The sequence below is a fragment of the Segatella copri genome (assembly GCF_019249765.2).
GTDB classification, from domain to species: domain Bacteria; phylum Bacteroidota; class Bacteroidia; order Bacteroidales; family Bacteroidaceae; genus Prevotella; species Prevotella copri_K.
In genome coordinates this window covers 1,709,102-1,725,999 of the sequence record NZ_CP152484.1, presented here as the reverse complement: position 1 = coordinate 1,725,999, position 16,898 = coordinate 1,709,102, and the positions used below count along the sequence as shown (strand labels likewise).

Here is a 16,898-nt window from a genome sequence, read left to right as displayed (position 1 = left end):
AATAAAGATATGGAAGAGAAAATTAAAATCTTGCTTTGCGAGGACGATGAAAATTTAGGTATGTTGCTTCGCGAATATTTGCAGGCAAAGGGATTTACTACAGTTCTGTGCCCTGATGGCGAGGTAGGTTATAAGGAATTCAATAAGAATAAGTTTGATATTGCAGTACTCGACGTGATGATGCCAAAGAAGGACGGCTTTACCCTGGCACAGGAAATTCGTCAGACCAATGCCGACCTCCCAATCATCTTCCTTACTGCCAAGACATTGAAGGAAGATATCCTTGAAGGTTTCAAGATTGGTGCTGATGATTATATCACCAAGCCATTCTCTATGGAAGAATTGGTATTCCGTGTAGAGGCTATTCTCCGCCGCGTACGTGGCAAGAAGAGCAAGGAGTCTACCATGTATCACATTGGTGACTTTACCTTCGATACACAGAAGCAGCTTCTTACCATTGGTGAAAAGCAGACCAAGCTTACCACCAAGGAGAATGAACTTCTTGCTTTGCTCTGTGCTCACTCTAATGAAATTCTGCAGCGCGATTTTGCTCTGAAGACCATCTGGATTGATGACAATTACTTCAATGCACGCTCAATGGATGTTTATATCACCAAACTCCGTAAGCATTTGAAGGACGATCCTCAGATTGAAATCATCAATATCCATGGTAAGGGATACAAACTGATAGTTCCTAACGAAGATTAAATGATTCTGTAATTGGGAAAAGATTCCCAAAGATATAAAAAGGATAAGTCGATGATCGGCTTATCCTTTTTTTAATGAATATACAAATCCGGCTACTCCCGCCAGAATGAAAAAGAGGCCAGCGAAGAGTACGCTGTTTCCCTGAATGGAAAACGCAAAACTGGCTGCCATCAGCAGGACGCCTAAAACGATGAAAGCCATGCCCATAGATGGTAGGGTATAGAGCAGAGTAATCAGTTTCTTGTTCATTTTTGCCATATTCTTTACAATTTAGAGGTTGTTTTTATACTATTAACAATTATTTTGTGCAAAAGTACGAAAAATATTTGGTTAATTCAAGAAAAAGTCGTAATTTTGCACCGCAATTCGTGAAAAGGCTGTGTTTCCGCACACATTTTCCGGTTTGTATGAGAATTTTTATATTAATATTTAATCATTTAAAGTAGTATGAATCAATACGAAACCGTTTTCATTTTGACTCCCGTTTTGTCTGATGAACAGATGAAGGAAACGGTCGCTAAGTTCGAGAAGGTACTCACCGATAATGGTGCTGAGATTCTGAACAAAGAGGCTTGGGGTTTGAAGAAGTTGGCTTACAACATCGAGAAGAAGACATCAGGCTTCTACAGCTTGGTTGAGTTCAAGGCTGAGCCAACTGTTATCGCTAAGCTCGAAACAGCTTATCGCCGCGACGAGAAAGTAATTCGTTACATGACTGTTAAACTTGACAAGTATGCTGCCGCTTACGCAGAGAAGCGTCGTGCAAAGCTTGGTAAAAAAGAGGAGGCTTAATCATGGCAGATCAGAAATCAGAAATCCGTTATTTGACTGCTCCTTCTATCGACACAAAGAAGAAGAAGTATTGCCGTTTCAAGAAGAGCGGTATTAAGTACATCGACTACAAGGATCCAGAGTTCTTGAAGAAGTTCTTGAACGAGCAGGGTAAAATCCTTCCACGTCGTATCACAGGTACATCTTTGAAGTATCAGCGCCGTGTAGCACAGGCTGTAAAGCGTGCTCGCCAGATCGCTTTGCTTCCTTACGTAACCGATTTGATGAAGTAATTTAAGGAGGATAAAGAAGAATGGAAATTATTTTGAAGCAAGATATTATCGGTCTTGGATATAAGAACGATATCGTAAATGTAAAGAGTGGTTATGGTCGTAACTTCCTTATCCCTACAGGTAAGGCTGTTATCGCATCTCCATCTGCTAAGAAGCAGTTGGCTGAGGATTTGAAGCAGCAGGCTCACAAGCTTGAGGCTATCAAGGCTGAGGCTGTTAAGAAGGGCGAGGCTCTCGAGGGCATTGTTCTTACTATCGCTGCTAAGGTGAGCGCTACTGGTCAGCTCTATGGCTCAGTTAACGCTGCAACTGTTGCTGAGGAACTCGCTAAGAAGGGCATCGAGGTTGATCGCAAGATCATCACTATGAAGGATGCTAAGAAGGTTGGTGAGTACGAGGCTACTGTACACTACCACAAGGAGGTTGAGGTTAAGGTTCCTGTTAATGTTGTTGCTGAGAACGCTCCTGTTGCAGCTCCTGCTGCTGAGGAGGCTCCAGTTGAGGCACCTACTGAGGCTGCAGCTGAGGAAGAGGCTCCAGCAGCTGAATAATCCTAGCTCAATCAATTTGTATGAAGTACGATATTTTTCGCACTGTAAAGCAAATTAATATAAAGATCCCTTTTGCCGCAAGGCATTAGGGATTTTTTTGTATCTTTTCCCAGTTCTGAAAAGAAAGTTTTTACCATTCTTGTAGTAATTTAGAATATATAACTTTATTTTTTAATATTCTCTGCTGATTCTCAGAATTTTATTGTACCTTTGCAGTCGGATTCAAAGAATTCATGTATATTGCAGGAATATTTATTATAAATTTAAAAAATAATAGGATAAAATGAAAGCATTTGTTTTCCCTGGACAGGGTTCTCAGTTCGTAGGTATGGGTAAGGATCTCTACGATAACAACGCATTGGCAAAAGAACTTTTTGATAAGGCCGACGAGATTCTCGGCTTCAAGATTACTGATATCATGTTCGCCGGAACCGACGATCAGTTGAAGGAAACCAAGGTTACCCAGCCTGCTGTATTCCTCCATTCTGTTATCTCTGCTCTTTGCCTGGGTGAGGAGTTCAAGCCAGCTATGGTTGCAGGTCACTCTCTCGGTGAGTTCTCTGCATTGGTTGCTGCCGGTGCTATGGCTTTCGAGGATGGTTTGAAACTCGTTGCTGCCCGTGCCAATGCTATGCAGAAGGCTTGCGAGGCTAACCCTGGTACTATGGCTGCCATCATCGGTTTGCCAGATGAGAAGGTTGAGGAAATCTGCGCTGAGGTAAGCACAGAAGGCAACGTGGTAGTTGCTGCTAACTACAACTGCCCTGGTCAGCTCGTTATCTCAGGTAACGTAGATGCTATCAATGCTGCTTGCGAGAAGTTGAAGGCTGCCGGTGCTAAGCGTGCATTGCCTTTGAAGGTTGGTGGTGCTTTCCACTCTCCATTGATGCAGCCAGCTAAGGATGAACTTCAGGCTGCTATCGAGAAGACTACATTCTCTGCTCCTAAGTGCCCGGTTTACCAGAATGTAGACGGTAAGCCTCATACTGATCCAACTGAGATTCAGCAGAACCTCATCGCACAGCTTACAAGCTCTGTACGTTGGACTTCATCTGTACAGGCTATGATTGCTGATGGTGCTGATGACTTCACAGAGTGTGGTCCTGGCAAGGCATTGCAGGGTATGATTGGCCGCATCGACAAGAATGTTGCCGCTCATGGTATTGCTTAATCAACAATAACACTATTCAACGTTTTATCTTTTCAGCAAAGGCGTTGTTGGAAAGGTAAAACGTTTCATTTTTTTTAGTAAAGCCGCTAAATGAAGGAAAAAGTTATTATATACCAGGTTCTCCCACGACTCTTCGGAAACCAGAATACAACCTGTAAGGAAAATGGTACCATCGAAGAGAATGGTTGCGGAAAGCTGAATAATTTCTCAGATGAAGTTCTGGCACGCATCCACGATATGGGATTTACACATATTTGGTATACGGGTGTGATTCGTCATGCCACTCAGACAAACTACTCTTCTTATGGAATTCCTACTCAGCATGCAGAGGTAGTGAAGGGAAAAGCAGGTTCGCCATATGCTATTACCGACTACTATGACATCGATCCAGACTTGGCTGTGAATGTCAGTATGAGAATGAAAGAGTGGGAGCAGCTGATAGAGCGTACTCACAAGGCAGGTATGAAAGTAATCATGGATTTCGTTCCGAACCATGTAGCCCGAGAGTATCATTCCATTTGCAAACCAACAGGTGTACGGGATTTGGGAGAAGATGATGATCCGAACATGCACTTCTCTACCAGGAATAATTTCTATTATGCATGGGGCGATTTGGATTTGAATGAAATCCGTCAATCCAAACCAGAGTTCAAGGCTTTTTCTTTGAAAGATGCCAAGATTTATGAACCTTATACCGAGAGCCCAGCCAGAGCTACAGGAAACGACCGGTTTGATAACCGTCCTGGCTGTAACGACTGGTATGAGACCGTGAAACTCAATTACGGTGTAGATTACTGTGATGCAGGAGGCAGAAGCTATCATTATGAACCAGTTCCAAACACATGGGGCAAGATGACAGATATCCTCCTCTTCTGGGCAAGCAAGGGTGTAGATGGCTTCCGCTGTGATATGGCAGAAATGGTGCCAACGGCATTCTGGTCATACGCTACCGGAATATTGAAGGCGAAGTATCCTCACATCGTGGTTATCGGCGAGGTTTATGATCCTAACCAGTACCGCAACTATGTAAAGGCTGGTTTCGATTATCTTTATGACAAGGTAGGAATGTATGATTGCCTGCGTGGCGTGGTTCGTGGTGAGCGTCCGGCAGCCAGTATCACTCACGAGTGGCAGGTAGTGGATGATATCCGCGATCACATGCTCTATTTCCTTGAGAATCATGATGAGCAGCGCATCGCCAGCGATTTCTTCTGTGGCTCAGCCATGAAGGCGATTCCTGCTGCAGCCATGAGTCTCTTCTTCCAGAAGAATCCTTTCATGCTTTACAGCGGTCAGGAATTCGGCGAGAAGGGAATGGATAAGGAAGGATTCAGCGGCACGGATGGCCGTACCACGATATTCGACTATTGGAGTCCGGAAACTCTGGCGCATGCCTATCAGGATTCATCTGACTCGGCATTGAGTCAGGAGCAGAAATATCTGGCAGCCACTTATCGCCAGCTTCTTCGCTTCGCCAATGAAGAGAAAGCCATCCGCGAGGGTGAGACCTTCGATTTGATGTATGTGAATCCGGGTTCTGAGAATTTCGATCCCCGTACCAATTTCGCCTTCCTTCGCAAGAAGGATGATGAAGCCATGCTGATAGTGCTCAATTTTGCTCAGGAGGCGCGCCAGTTGCAGGTTTGCATCCCTGGTCATGCTTTCGATTTCTTCCATATTGCTGAAGAGGAGGTGCTGGTAACAGAACTGTTCTCGGGTGGCAAGAAGAAGGTTGAATTGAAGAAGGATGGCGTGTTCCCGATATCAATGGATGCTAACGGAGTAAGAATCTATAAATTCAATGTCAAGATGGAGGAAAGTGATATCATATTGAATGAGCATCATAAGGAGGAGTTCCCTCCTGCTCATACGGCTGAGCATCTGCTCAATCAGTTGATGGTTCGCCTGTTTGGCTGTGAGCGCAGCCGTAATGCACATATTGAGCGCAAGAAGAGTAAGATGACCTTCGTAGTCGATCACAAGCCTACCCGCCAGGAGGAGAAGGAGATTGAGACGGAGATGAATCGCCTGATAGAGCTTGATATGCCTGTTACTTACGAGTTTGTGGATCGTGACCATATTCCGGCTAACGTCAAGTTAGACCGTCTGCCGGATGATGCGAGCGAGACCTTGCGTCTGGTTCGTATCGGTGATTATGATGTTTGTCCATGTATCGGCAAGCATGTCCGCTCAACAGCTCAGATTGGCAAGTTCGTATTGCTTGGTACCAATTGGGATGAACATGCGCATTCTTTGCGTATCCGCTTCAAGATTGTTCAGTAAAATATAAAATAAGCAGCAATGGAGTAGTAGCCATTGCTGCTTTTTTCTTGTATCATCATCGCTTCCTTTCTTCTTTCTTTCGCGTACATAAAAAGTTTTTTTTTCTCGAAAAAAGTCTCAAAGTCTCATCATTTGTGGCTAAAACCGATGTATATGATTGATATGTAATGGTTTATAAAAATGAGACTTTCCTGTTTATTTTACAAAGAAGTATCATAGAAGTATCATAAATTCGTAAGCGGCTCCGCGTTTATACCTTGCATAATTCAAAAAAAAGCAGTAACAGCTGATTAAACTAATGCTGTTACTGCTTTTTCCATCGGTCAGGAAGTAAGTTTCTATATTTTTCCAATGGGGTATTGGGTTGCCATTCTACAGTCTTTTCTATTACGTCGCATATGTATTCAAACAGATTAATGCCATTCAGCCTGCATGAGATGGCTATAGAATATAGGATAGCCGCCCGGCTTGCTCCTTCGTGCGAACCAAAGAACATTGAGTTTCTTCTTGATAGTGATATGTACCTCTGGATTCTCTCAATATAGTTGTTATCGAGAGCCGTATCACCTCTTTTGAAGATGTCACAAATGGCATTATATTCATTAAGGGCATAACCGACCGCCTGCGCCAAGGTAGACTTGGGCAGCAAATCTTTCCTGGAAGATATTTCCTCCAGTTTCTCCAATAAATCCTGTAAAATGTCCGGTGCATATGACTGCCGATAGGCAAGATGGTCTTCAACGGTCCATCCATTTACCCCAACCTTATGTTTTTTGTCTTCTCGATAAAATCTGTTGAGGATATCTACGACTTCCTGAGCATCCTTGTCTTCCTTGCCGCAGTCGACGAAATCTCTCTTGACATGCTGTAGGCAGGCGATTCTCATGATGTCCGGATAAGCATCCGACTCCAGTTTCCGGTAAGGAGCATACGCATCACTCTGTATGGTACCTTTATAATCAGAGAATACGTTAAGTATGACCTGCTCAGAGCGTGATCCATCCTCATATACGAAGAAGACAAGTCCCAGTTTAGGCGCACTTACAGCCCAGAAGTAGCCTTTCTTCGAACCCTTGTCTGTAGGCTTTGTCTTGGTTAACAGCACTTTATGGTATGTCTCGTCTGCCGAGACATAATCCTGCTGCAACACTACTTGGCAGATAGCCTTATAGAAGTTTTCCAGTACATCGGCACTTCTGGCAATCAGTTTGTTTGCCGTGGCTTTCCTTAACGTAAACCCATTGTCGGCAAAGTATTTGATAATTCGCTCTACCGGCATGGAATAGATGTATCGCATCTGCAGGAGTCCTGCTGCAAAGGAAGGTGAATAGGAAGAATTCAACAACAGAGCCGGCGGAGTTTTCCCCGGATACATGATACTTCCATCAGTATAAGTGTTGATGTGATACACGGTCTTGATGAATTTGATGGGTTCCATGCTGTAACGTATACAGGTACGAGTTCCGAAGAGACGCAACGTCTTCAAAAACTCTGCATCCATGACTGGATCTATCGTAACATGCACCTCTTTCATCTCGTAATGCATGTCACGCCTGGCACCGTTGTTTTTGCGTGCCTTTCTCTTTTCGGCCTGCTCTTTTTCCTTCTTGTCAAATTCCTCCTGCGTCATCGAGGCTTGTGGATTCTTTTCCTGACGTTCGGACTTCTTGCCTGAAACGAGCTTGCCGAGTGCCTTGTTCTGACGATTCGCTTTGTCAATGGCGATTCCTTTCTGGACGAGTAGTTCTTCAAGTGACTTTATACGTTCAATGAGTTCGTTGACCTGTGCAGTCAACGAACTCACTGTATCATTAGCAACTTTTAGTTGCTCCTTTAGAAGCTCTATAATTTCGTCCTTTTTCATAGTGCAAAGGTACGAAAAAATATCGAGATATGCAAATGTTCTTATATATTATTTTTAGTTATTTTATTGATACACAACATATTAGGGTTATCTTACTACTACTATAGATTGAGTCTCTTTCTATATTTCATGCTTTTTAGGCAAATTCCGCTCATGATGGCCGATAGTGTCCTGTACGGCATTTTGCATTGTTTGTTCTTGGGGTCAAAGAATGGTAATTCAAAGGTTCCTCGCTCCAATCGCTTCTGGTACAGCAAGAAACCATCGCCATCCCACTTGAGCATTTTTACCTGCTGGCGGTTCTTGGAGAAGAAGATGAATACCGCACCACCAAGTGGCGGAAGTTCCATCTCGGTTCTCACTATCTGATACAAGCCATTTATGCCCATGTTCATTCGTACGTATCTCTGGCAGACATAGTACTGGGTACTCTCATTCAATCCAAACATCCTGCATCCTCCTTCTCATAAAGTTTCATCAACGCCATAACAGACTTAGCACATCCTTTTTTAACGGAAACCAAAGTTCCATTTGGAAAGGTTATGTTTATGCCATAAAGGAGGTCTTCCATAGGCAGATCTATGGTAGGAGGTTCCATAGGCACGAACATCATGCCTGTACTTGATGCAGATGCTTCTGCTTTTTCTCTGCGGGCTGCCTCCTGGGCTTGGCGGATTTCCTTTTTGGCACGCAAAACAGAATATCCTTTTTCGCACATCCAGTTCATCATGGTGCGATGATTTACATGTCTTTCCTTCAAGAAAGGAGTAAGTTGGGCCTTGGGGTTTCGATTCAGATAGACTAAGAAGGAATCCCAAGCCTTCTCAAAACGTTCGTTTGCTGTCATAATTTGTTTGATTTTAAAATGATGGTGCAAAGGTACGAATAAATGAGAAGACTACAATGGTATAAACGCGGAGCCGCTTACATAAATTCAATAGAAGTATCATAAAATTCAGGTAAGTTGCTTGCAAAAAAGCCTTTTTTGAGGATTTATGTCTAGAAATACAGGCACAAAAACTAAGAAATGTCTAGTATTTCAGTTTTATAGAATTGATAATGTCTACTATTTCCGTTTTATAAAATTGATAGTGTCTACCTTTCTAGTTTATAAAGTATGCCAATATTAACTAGGAATAAGATGGAAAACACAGACAACTGTAGTTAGGAATAAGCACATAGGTTGGTCTCTTAGTGCCCGTCACACGGTCACTAAGGGATCAAGTGACGGGTATCGATAGACCAAGTGTTGGGTACTCATTGCCCGTACTGCGGGCATTGAGTGCCCATTTCGTGTGGTGATTTTTGGGCACTATTTTGAGCAAGCAAATTGTAGTTTTTTTATATTTAGTTGACTATAATTTCGTGTTTTTTTATGATGCATCATGGTGATTTAATGATACTTCTATGGAATTCATGATACTTCTATGATACTTCTTTGTAAATATATTTGGAAGTATCATTTTGCAACTCATTATGTATCAGTGATATATTTGCAAATAATGATACTTTGAGACTTTTTTCAAGAAAAAAACATTTATGTGCGAGGATAAAGGGATGGGCGAATCTGCGTCATTTGTAAGCGGCTCTCACCCAGAAGAAGGTTGCCGAGTTTACTGGGCTTGGCTTGACCACCATCCACAAGTTTGAGAATGGTACAGCGGGCAATCTTTCGCTTTCCACTTTTCTCCTCTTGCTGAAGGTGGTGGGTCAGATTGATGCCATCAATGATGTGCTTCCCGAACTTCCTCCATCACCTTATCTGATGAGAAAGGATGAGAAGAAGGCACAGAGAATACGTCATACAAAATGATGATACTATTCTGTTTGCCAAGGACAATGGTTTTCTGCGTACTGATGTTCGTAGCAGGCTTACAAAAGCAACTTCTATTTGCATGCGCGCATTGATGGGAGAGAGTGTAAGTTTGTTATCTGAAAGAACAAGCCAGAATATGCTTTGATTCAAGAGTTGGGAGTATCCGATCTTTCAGAGTCGATGCTCATTGATTTGGTAGCGAAATATCTGGTGAAATAGAAGAAAAGTGATTAAAAATAGAAAAAGCAACGAAAAATAAAGAAAAGTGAGGCTTATATGCAAATTTTCCCCTAAAACTTGTGGCTATGTCGGGAAAGTTTTGTAATTTTGAAGCGGATTTGGTGTATGCCATCTCCAAGACATATTAGAATATAAAGAGGCGTTATGCTTATCTTGTAACTTTGGAAACCTGAGAAATTTTCAAAAAGAGATACAATGGTAGCATAGTGGTTCTCACGCATAGCGTGGGCTACTATTACTATATCTGTATCTCAGGGTTTTCTCAGGACCTCCAAAGTTAGGTGTGGTATATGTAGACCACGCTTCTTGTATATGAAAGTTTAACTAATAAATAATGAGATTATGAAAGTAATTTTAAAGAAAGCCGTTGTGGTTGTTACCATAGGAATGATGGCAATGCTACAGTCTTGTTCTAGTAATGACGACCTGGATGGTTACACTCCTACTAATTTTAATGTAGGTGGTAAAGTAGAAAAAGGTCCTTTTGTTAGAGGTACAGCTATTCAAATGCAGCCTTTAGATGCTGACCTAGATGAAACAGGTGAATCTTTTACTTCTACGATTACAGATAATGAGGGTACTTTTACTTTTGGATCTAAATTGTTAAAGTCTCCATATGTAAAACTGTCTGCTTCTGGATATTATTTTAATGAAGTAACTGGCGAACTTTCTAAAGGAACCTTGGCTTTAAATGCTGTTGCTAATCTTCAAAATGCAGCTGATGTGAATTTGAATATTCTTTCACATCTTAAGTATCAGAGAGTTATGGATTTGGTAGCTAAGGATGGTAAGTCATTTAAGGAAGCAAACAATCAGGCACAAGAAGAAGTTCTCAAGACTTTTGGTCTCGAAAAGTATGCCAAGACTGATGTTAATCATTTCTCGATTACTTCTGGTACTGATGAAGCAGCAGCTCTTATTGCCGTGTCATCTTTAATTCTGTACAATCGTTCTGAAGCACAAATTACTGAATATTTATCTCAACTTTCAGAAGAGTTTGCTGAGGATGGTAATTTCTCAGAAACTACCAAACTACAAATTCGTAAAGATATGTTCTCTTTGGAAAGCAAATTGCCTCAAATAGCAGAGAATATCAAGAAACGCTATCAAGAGATGGGTAAAGAGGTTGCCGTTAAGAATCTTATCTATTATTTCGATTGGGATGGAGATGGAACCGCAGGAAATGAAATTGCGCCTGAAAATCATCCTGTCAGTTTGGAAGAAAATAATATCAATGTACCTATGGAAGGTGGAAGCTATGAGGTAAAGGTGAATACAACTGTACCTGTTTACTTAGAGCGACCAAGTATTCCTGGTGATGATATATACGATAATTCGACTTCTGTTTCGGGAATGGGAATTTATGAAACCGGAAGTGGAAGTGTACCTAGTATCAACTATACTAAAGAATTGAAAAATAATATCTTAAAGGTGGTTGTAAAGGCTGCCTCTTTTAGAAAGGAACAAGCAGTTTCAATTCCTTTATATGATGGTATGGGTAATGTAGTGGCTCGCTTGAACTTAACTCAGCAAGCTAATCCTAATGCAGAAATCATAGTACCTCGACTCGGAAGTGAAGGCCTCAGTTGTGTTTATGGATTTTTGATAAGTTTGGCAAATGCTGTAACCCTTGAGGCTCAGATGAATTATCGTTATACAAAGATAATAAATGATCCTAATTTTGTTGCTCCTATTCGTAGCAGTGAACCGAATATCCGTAAGTGTTGGAATGATTCATACCAAGCGCTGAATATGATTGCATGGCTGTATAGAGCAGATGCCATGTATAGGGCAGTATATTCTCCTTATCTGAATGTTTATCGAGATTTGTGCTACTATCAAATGTTGATTTGGTGGGGTGGTGTAGTTGTGATGCCTAATGCAGGTTTTGAAGGTTATGCAGATTCTTATGTTTCAAAAACATCTGAATCTAGTATTCTGCAAATGCTGGAAGAAGAACTGGTAGATGCAATAAAAAATTTGGATGAAAAGAAATGTGTAGCTTTTGCAACCAACGCCAATGATGCTCTGTTCGTATCGAAGGATGTGGCTCGTATTCTTTTGGCGAAAGTATATATGTATCAGCAAAAATGGGCTGCAGCTAGTAATCTTCTCCAACAAGTTGTTGACAAAAATATATACTCTATGGAAAAAGTTCCAACAAAATATACATCTGAAAACAAAGATTTAATATTGGCATTGGAGTTTGGTAATGGGTCAAGAGCCTCTAGAGTAAATGTAGACGGAAGTCCTGAAAAGGTAGTACCTATCATGACTACTACAGATGTCAAGCTTTTATATGCTGAATGCGAAATTCACTTGGGTAACAATGCAAAGGCTTCAAAATATATTTCAGAAGTGGGTAATATAAATGGTATTTCCGGAACAAATGTTTCAGTTGAGGGAATTAAGCAACTGAGGAAGTCTCTTAAATTGCAAGACTATTTTGCTTTCTTGAAAAGGAATGGTTTGGCGATAAAAGAACTCGGATTAGAAAAATATCAGTTGCTTTTACCTATTCCTGAAAATGCAATAGATATGAATCCAAATTTGACTCAAAACCCAGGGTATTGATATACAAAAATAGGGAGCGTTGATATTTCATAACGTTCCCTATTTTCTTGAAATAGACTCTGGTAGTTTAGTCTGTAAAGTCTTATTTTATGATAACAATTAGCCCTAAGGCTCTGATAATTGGCTACAAAGATATTGAATACCGCAAAGGATTTTAGATAAAAATATGCTTGAACAGAGACGGTAACTCGTTTTTTAAGGCCGTTACCGCCCCGTTTCAAGCATGTTTTGTTGAATTGCGGTTCTATTTTTGCAGTGATATATTGTTAATAATCAGAAAAATGCTTGTTTTCTGAAATATTATCTGTATCTTTGTACATTAATTATTAAGAGTAAGATTATGGCTTCAAAGAGATATCCTTTGGGAATACAAACGTTCTCCGAAATCGTGAAGGGGAATTACTTCTATGCTGACAAGACGGCTATCGTCTATCAGTTGGCTCATTATGCCAAATTTCATTTTCTGAGTCGCCCACGTCGATTCGGAAAATCCTTGTTTGTATCTACCCTCCAGGCTTATTTCGAGGGTAAGAAAGAACTGTTTAAGGGCCTTGCCATCGAACAGATGGAGAAGGAATGGACGGCATATCCTGTCATCCACTTGGATTTGAGCTGTGGTAAGTATTATAGTTTGGAGAATACATATTCAATTCTAAACGGAATACTAGAAGTAGAAGAGAAAAAATATGGTTTAAAGGTTAATCCGATAGATGAGAAGTCTTTTGGCTCACGTCTCAAGAACATATTGCTTGCAGCAGCTGCTCAAACAGGTAAACAAGTTGTCGTTCTCATCGACGAATATGACGCACCTATGCATGATTCTGTAAGTGACGAAGAGTTGCAGAAGACTATCCGCAACATCATGAGAGATTTCTTTAGCCCCTTGAAGCAGCAAGAGGGAAACATCCGCTTTGTATTCATCACAGGCATTTCCAAGTTTAGTCAGCTCAGCATCTTTAGTGAATTGAACAATCTCAAGATTCTCACGTTGAAGGATGAATACAGTAGCTGTTGTGGTATTACCAAGAGTGAATTGACTCAGTATTTCCGTGAGGGAATCGAGGAGATGGCTGAGCATAATGGACTCACTTATGAGGAGACCTTGCAGCAACTCAAGCAGCATTATGATGGCTACCACTTCAGTATTAATAGCGAGGATATCTTCAATCCTTACAGCATTATCAATGCTTTGGATGATAAGGAGTTTAATAGCTATTGGTTTACATCTGGTACGCCTACGTTCCTGATAGAACTGATGCAGCAGAAGAATTTGGATATGATGGACTTAAATGATATCTGGGCTAGAGCTAAACGCTTCGATGTTCCTACTGAGACGATTACTGACCCTGTGCCAGTCCTTTTCCAAAGTGGGTATCTTACGATTAAGGGATATGACAGGCAGTTAGGTATGTATTACCTTAGTTTTCCTAATCAAGAAGTTAGACAAGGTTTTTCGGAAAGCCTTTGCCAATATTATACCCCTTCAGAGGTAGGCGAACTTGATGCTATCGTATATGCTTATAAAAAGAATGTGCTCATCAATGACGACATGGGTGCCTTTATGCCTCACTTGAAGGCATTCTATGATAAGTTCCCATATACGATTATCAACAATAATGAGCGTCACTATCAAGCCGTGATATTCACCATCTTCACCATGCTTGGCGAAGATGTGAAGGTGGAGCATACCACTTCGGATGGAAGAATAGACCTTGTTCTCAAGACGGATAAGAGTATCTTTATCTTTGAGTTGAAATATAAGAAGTCTGCCGACATCGCCATAGCGCAAATTAGCGACAAGGACTATGCCAAGGCTTTTGCCGATGATGGCCGAAAGGTTGTGAAAGTGGGTATTAACTTCTCGGAAAACCAGCGAAGTATAGAGGATTGGGTGATAGAATAAATGAAATAGAAGAAAGTTGGTGACCTTCATCAGGTGTATATCACCACACTATTATAGATAAAAATATAACTGAACAGGGGCGGTAACTCGATTTCTTAGGTAGTTACCGCCCCATTTCATGCATATTTTGTTCTTTTGTACAGTTGCAGAACTTAGATAATCACTGCCGTTCCGCTGCATGTTACCATCAGCATGGAACCGCTGTTGCCTACGGTTTCGTAATCCAGGTCGATGCCCACGATGGCGTTGCAGCCCAGGGATGCGGCACGGTCGGCCATCTCTCTGAGGGCTGTATCCTTAGCCTCGCGGAGGGTGCTTTCGTAAGAACCGCTTCTGCCGCCGATTACATCACGGACACTGGCAAAGAAATCCTTTACAAAGTTGGTACCGATGATGGTTTCGCCGGTTACTACGCCACGGTATTCACGGATAGGGTGGCCTTCTATGGTTGGAGTGGTACTTAAAATCATAATCTTTTCCTTTCTTTTTTTATGTTATTATCAATGTTATTTATGGCTTAGACGATAAAAGTAGTGAAAAGGTTGCAGAAAATCCAAAAATAATTGTTACTTTTGCATCTGAAAAATAAATATTTATAGGTTATATGAACAAGAGATTGATGTTTTCGGCAGCACTCGTGATGGCGCTGCTTTCGGCAAACGCTCAGAAAAGGGCGTTTACCATCGAGGATTTGTACAGGGTGAAGGGCGTTTCTTCGGTGAGCCTTTCGCCTGATGGTAAGACGGTTTGCTATACCGCCAGTTCTTCTGACCTGAAGAACCAGAAGTCTGGCTCCGATATCTACATCATGAATGCGGATGGCTCTCACACCAAGGCTCTTACCGAGGATGGAAAGAGCAGTTCTGCCGTATGGAGCAAGGATGGAAAGAGTATCTTCTTTACTAATTATGAGAAAGGGACGGCTCAGATCTTTCGCATGGATCTGACTACCTGCGAGACGGAACAGGTAACTGATTATGAGTTGGGTATCGGTAGTCCTGTCATCTCTCCGGATGAGCGATACATTGCCTTTACCGCAGAAGTATATCCCGACCTGGGAGCTGATGCCAAGGCTAACAAGGCCCGGATGGAGAAAAAGGAGCAGGGACCTGTACAGGCGCATATCGCCGACAAGTTGCTCTACCGTCATTGGACGAGCTATAATGATGGCAGATGCAATCACCTTATCCTTTTCGATACACAGACGAAGACTTACAAGGATCTGACTCCGGGCAATTATTCGCTGATATTCGTAGTTGGGGGTGGAATCACCTATCAATTCTCTCCTGACAGCAAGGAGATCTGTTTCGTATCCAATTATGATGAGCATCAGGAGGCTAGCACCAATGCCGACCTGTGGACGGTATCTGTGAATGGGGGAGAACCGGTCTGCATCACGAAGGAGAACAAGGCTTGGGATGGTACTCCAGCCTATTCGCCTGACGGCAAGTATATCGCTTATCGCTTGCAGCAAGTACCTGGTTATGAGTCTGATCGCTTCCGTCTTGCTATCTACGACCGGGCTGCAAAGAAGTCTACCGTCCTGACAGAGAAGTTTGACAACTGGGTAGATGATTACAAATGGGCTCCCGACAGCAAGAGTATCTTCTTCCTCGGTCAGGTACAGGGCGCTGAGCCGCTCTACAAGCTCGATATAGCCAGAAAAACCATCTCGCCGGTATTGACGGGCAAGGCCATCTCGGAGTTTGATTTCGACAATAAGGGTATGGTATATTATACCTATAGCACGACAGGCAAGCCATCGGCTCTCTATCGCCAGCAGATGAAAAAGTGGAATGGAACTCCTGTAGCAAGCGGCAAGGAACAGCAGATTACCTTCCTCAACCAGCAGTTGGAGGATGAGGTGGATATCCGTCCATCTGAGAGTATCTGGGTAGATGGCGCTGGTGGCGACAAGGTACAGGTATTCATCGTGAAGCCACACAACTTTGATGCCAGCAAGAAATATCCGCTTATCATCAATGTGCATGGCGGACCACAGATGCAGTGGATGAATTCCTTCCGTGGCGACTGGCAGGTTTATCCTGCTGCCGGTTATGTGGTGGCTTATCCTAATCCTCACGGTTCTACGGGATATGGTCAGGCCTTTACCCGTGCCATTTCCGGTGACTGGGGCGGAAAGGTATTCGAGGATGTAATGAAGGTTACCGATAAATTGGCAACCCTGGAATATGTTGATTCTACCAGGATGGGAGCGATGGGATGGTCGTATGGCGGTTACATGATGAACTGGCTGCAGGGACATACCAAGCGATTCAAGTGTCTGGCTTCCATGATGGGCGTATATGACTTGCGCTCTATGTGGGGCAGTACTGAGGAAGTATGGTTTCCTAACTTTGAGTTAGAGGGACAGCCTTATAATTCCGATCTCTACAAGAAGTGGTCACCATCCTCATACATCAAGAACTTCTCAACACCAACCCTCGTGATGACAGGTGAGCTGGACTATCGTGTACCGTATACCCAGAGTTTGCAGTATTTCACAGCTTTGCAGACCCTGAACATTCCTTCTCGACTGATAGTCTTGAAGTATGATGGTCACTGGCCAAGCAACCTGAAGTCGATGCCGCTCTATTACAACGCGCACCTCGACTGGTTCCATCGTTATCTCGGCGGTGCTCCTGCACCTTGGGATACAGAGAAGATGGTGAATAATGAGATAGAGTACTAAAATGCCCTATATATAATAAGGTGTAGAAAAAC

The 16,898-nt window shown here is 42.2% G+C and carries 14 protein-coding genes and 1 pseudogene; 10 read left to right on the top strand and 5 right to left on the bottom strand.

What is annotated here, in order from left to right; translation table 11 throughout:
• Window positions 1-9 precede the first annotated feature (9 nt).
• Window positions 10-708 carry a response regulator transcription factor gene (locus KUA46_RS07750; RefSeq protein WP_006847396.1) on the top strand — a complete coding sequence of 233 codons (699 nt, stop codon included), beginning with the start codon at window positions 10-12 and terminating at the stop codon, window positions 706-708.
• Between the two features lie 60 nt (window positions 709-768).
• On the opposite strand, the gene KUA46_RS07745 is transcribed toward KUA46_RS07750, so the two are convergent.
• The gene (locus KUA46_RS07745) at window positions 769-966 is read right to left on the bottom strand and encodes a hypothetical protein (protein WP_218487384.1); all 198 of its coding nucleotides are present in this window, start codon (window positions 964-966) and stop codon (window positions 769-771) included.
• A 189-nt stretch (window positions 967-1,155) separates the two neighbouring features.
• On the opposite strand from KUA46_RS07745, the gene rpsF reads away from it, so the two are divergent.
• The 5 genes from rpsF to KUA46_RS07720 all read left to right on the top strand — a co-directional run bounded on the left by rpsF (window position 1,156) and on the right by KUA46_RS07720 (window position 5,777).
• Window positions 1,156-1,500 (top strand): 30S ribosomal protein S6, encoded by a 345-nt coding sequence (rpsF, locus tag KUA46_RS07740; RefSeq protein ID WP_006847398.1) that lies wholly within the window; start codon window positions 1,156-1,158, stop codon window positions 1,498-1,500.
• A 2-nt stretch (window positions 1,501-1,502) separates the two neighbouring features.
• Entirely contained in the window at window positions 1,503-1,772 is a 270-nt protein-coding gene (gene rpsR / locus KUA46_RS07735) for a 30S ribosomal protein S18 (RefSeq protein ID WP_006847399.1), read from the top strand.
• 20 nt (window positions 1,773-1,792) lie between these two features.
• Window positions 1,793-2,323, top strand: coding sequence for a 50S ribosomal protein L9 (rplI, locus tag KUA46_RS07730; RefSeq protein WP_218487383.1), 531 nt, complete (start codon window positions 1,793-1,795; stop codon window positions 2,321-2,323).
• Between the two features lie 283 nt (window positions 2,324-2,606).
• Window positions 2,607-3,494: an ACP S-malonyltransferase gene (fabD, locus tag KUA46_RS07725; protein WP_218487382.1), complete on the top strand. Its 888-nt coding sequence runs from the start codon at window positions 2,607-2,609 to the stop codon at window positions 3,492-3,494.
• Window positions 3,495-3,584: 90 nt separating this feature from the next.
• Window positions 3,585-5,777 carry an alpha-amylase family glycosyl hydrolase gene (locus tag KUA46_RS07720; protein WP_218487381.1) on the top strand — a complete coding sequence of 731 codons (2,193 nt, stop codon included), beginning with the start codon at window positions 3,585-3,587 and terminating at the stop codon, window positions 5,775-5,777.
• Between the two features lie 304 nt (window positions 5,778-6,081).
• On the opposite strand, the gene tnpC is transcribed toward KUA46_RS07720, so the two are convergent.
• The 3 genes from tnpC to KUA46_RS07705 form a co-directional block, all read right to left on the bottom strand.
• Window positions 6,082-7,641 (bottom strand): IS66 family transposase, encoded by a 1,560-nt coding sequence (gene tnpC / locus KUA46_RS07715; RefSeq protein ID WP_218487973.1) that lies wholly within the window; start codon window positions 7,639-7,641, stop codon window positions 6,082-6,084.
• Between the two features lie 101 nt (window positions 7,642-7,742).
• A complete protein-coding gene (gene tnpB, locus KUA46_RS07710) occupies window positions 7,743-8,090 on the bottom strand; it encodes an IS66 family insertion sequence element accessory protein TnpB (protein WP_118189835.1) in 348 nt (115 codons plus the stop codon).
• Entirely contained in the window at window positions 8,078-8,488 is a 411-nt protein-coding gene (locus KUA46_RS07705; RefSeq protein WP_119237662.1) for a hypothetical protein, read from the bottom strand. Before KUA46_RS07705 ends, tnpB begins: the two co-directional genes overlap by 13 nt.
• 741 nt (window positions 8,489-9,229) lie before the next feature.
• On the opposite strand from KUA46_RS07705, the pseudogene KUA46_RS07700 reads away from it, so the two are divergent.
• From KUA46_RS07700 to KUA46_RS07690, 3 genes and pseudogenes are all read left to right on the top strand, one after another.
• Window positions 9,230-9,454 (top strand): annotated as a pseudogene (locus tag KUA46_RS07700) (helix-turn-helix domain-containing protein); the annotation flags it as partial.
• 585 nt (window positions 9,455-10,039) lie between these two features.
• Complete coding sequence (locus KUA46_RS07695; protein ID WP_218487673.1) at window positions 10,040-12,271, top strand: RagB/SusD family nutrient uptake outer membrane protein; 2,232 nt, start codon at window positions 10,040-10,042, stop codon at window positions 12,269-12,271.
• 340 nt (window positions 12,272-12,611) lie between these two features.
• On the top strand, window positions 12,612-14,174 hold the full coding sequence (locus tag KUA46_RS07690; RefSeq protein WP_022121470.1) for an ATP-binding protein: 1,563 nt from the start codon (window positions 12,612-12,614) through the stop codon (window positions 14,172-14,174).
• 152 nt (window positions 14,175-14,326) lie between these two features.
• Here the strand turns inward: KUA46_RS07690 and KUA46_RS07685 are convergent, their stop codons facing one another.
• On the bottom strand, window positions 14,327-14,644 hold the full coding sequence (locus KUA46_RS07685; protein WP_006847412.1) for a heavy metal-binding domain-containing protein: 318 nt from the start codon (window positions 14,642-14,644) through the stop codon (window positions 14,327-14,329).
• A 134-nt stretch (window positions 14,645-14,778) separates the two neighbouring features.
• On the opposite strand from KUA46_RS07685, the gene KUA46_RS07680 reads away from it, so the two are divergent.
• Window positions 14,779-16,866, top strand: coding sequence for a S9 family peptidase (locus KUA46_RS07680; protein WP_218487674.1), 2,088 nt, complete (start codon window positions 14,779-14,781; stop codon window positions 16,864-16,866).
• The last annotated feature ends 32 nt before the right edge of the window (window positions 16,867-16,898 follow it).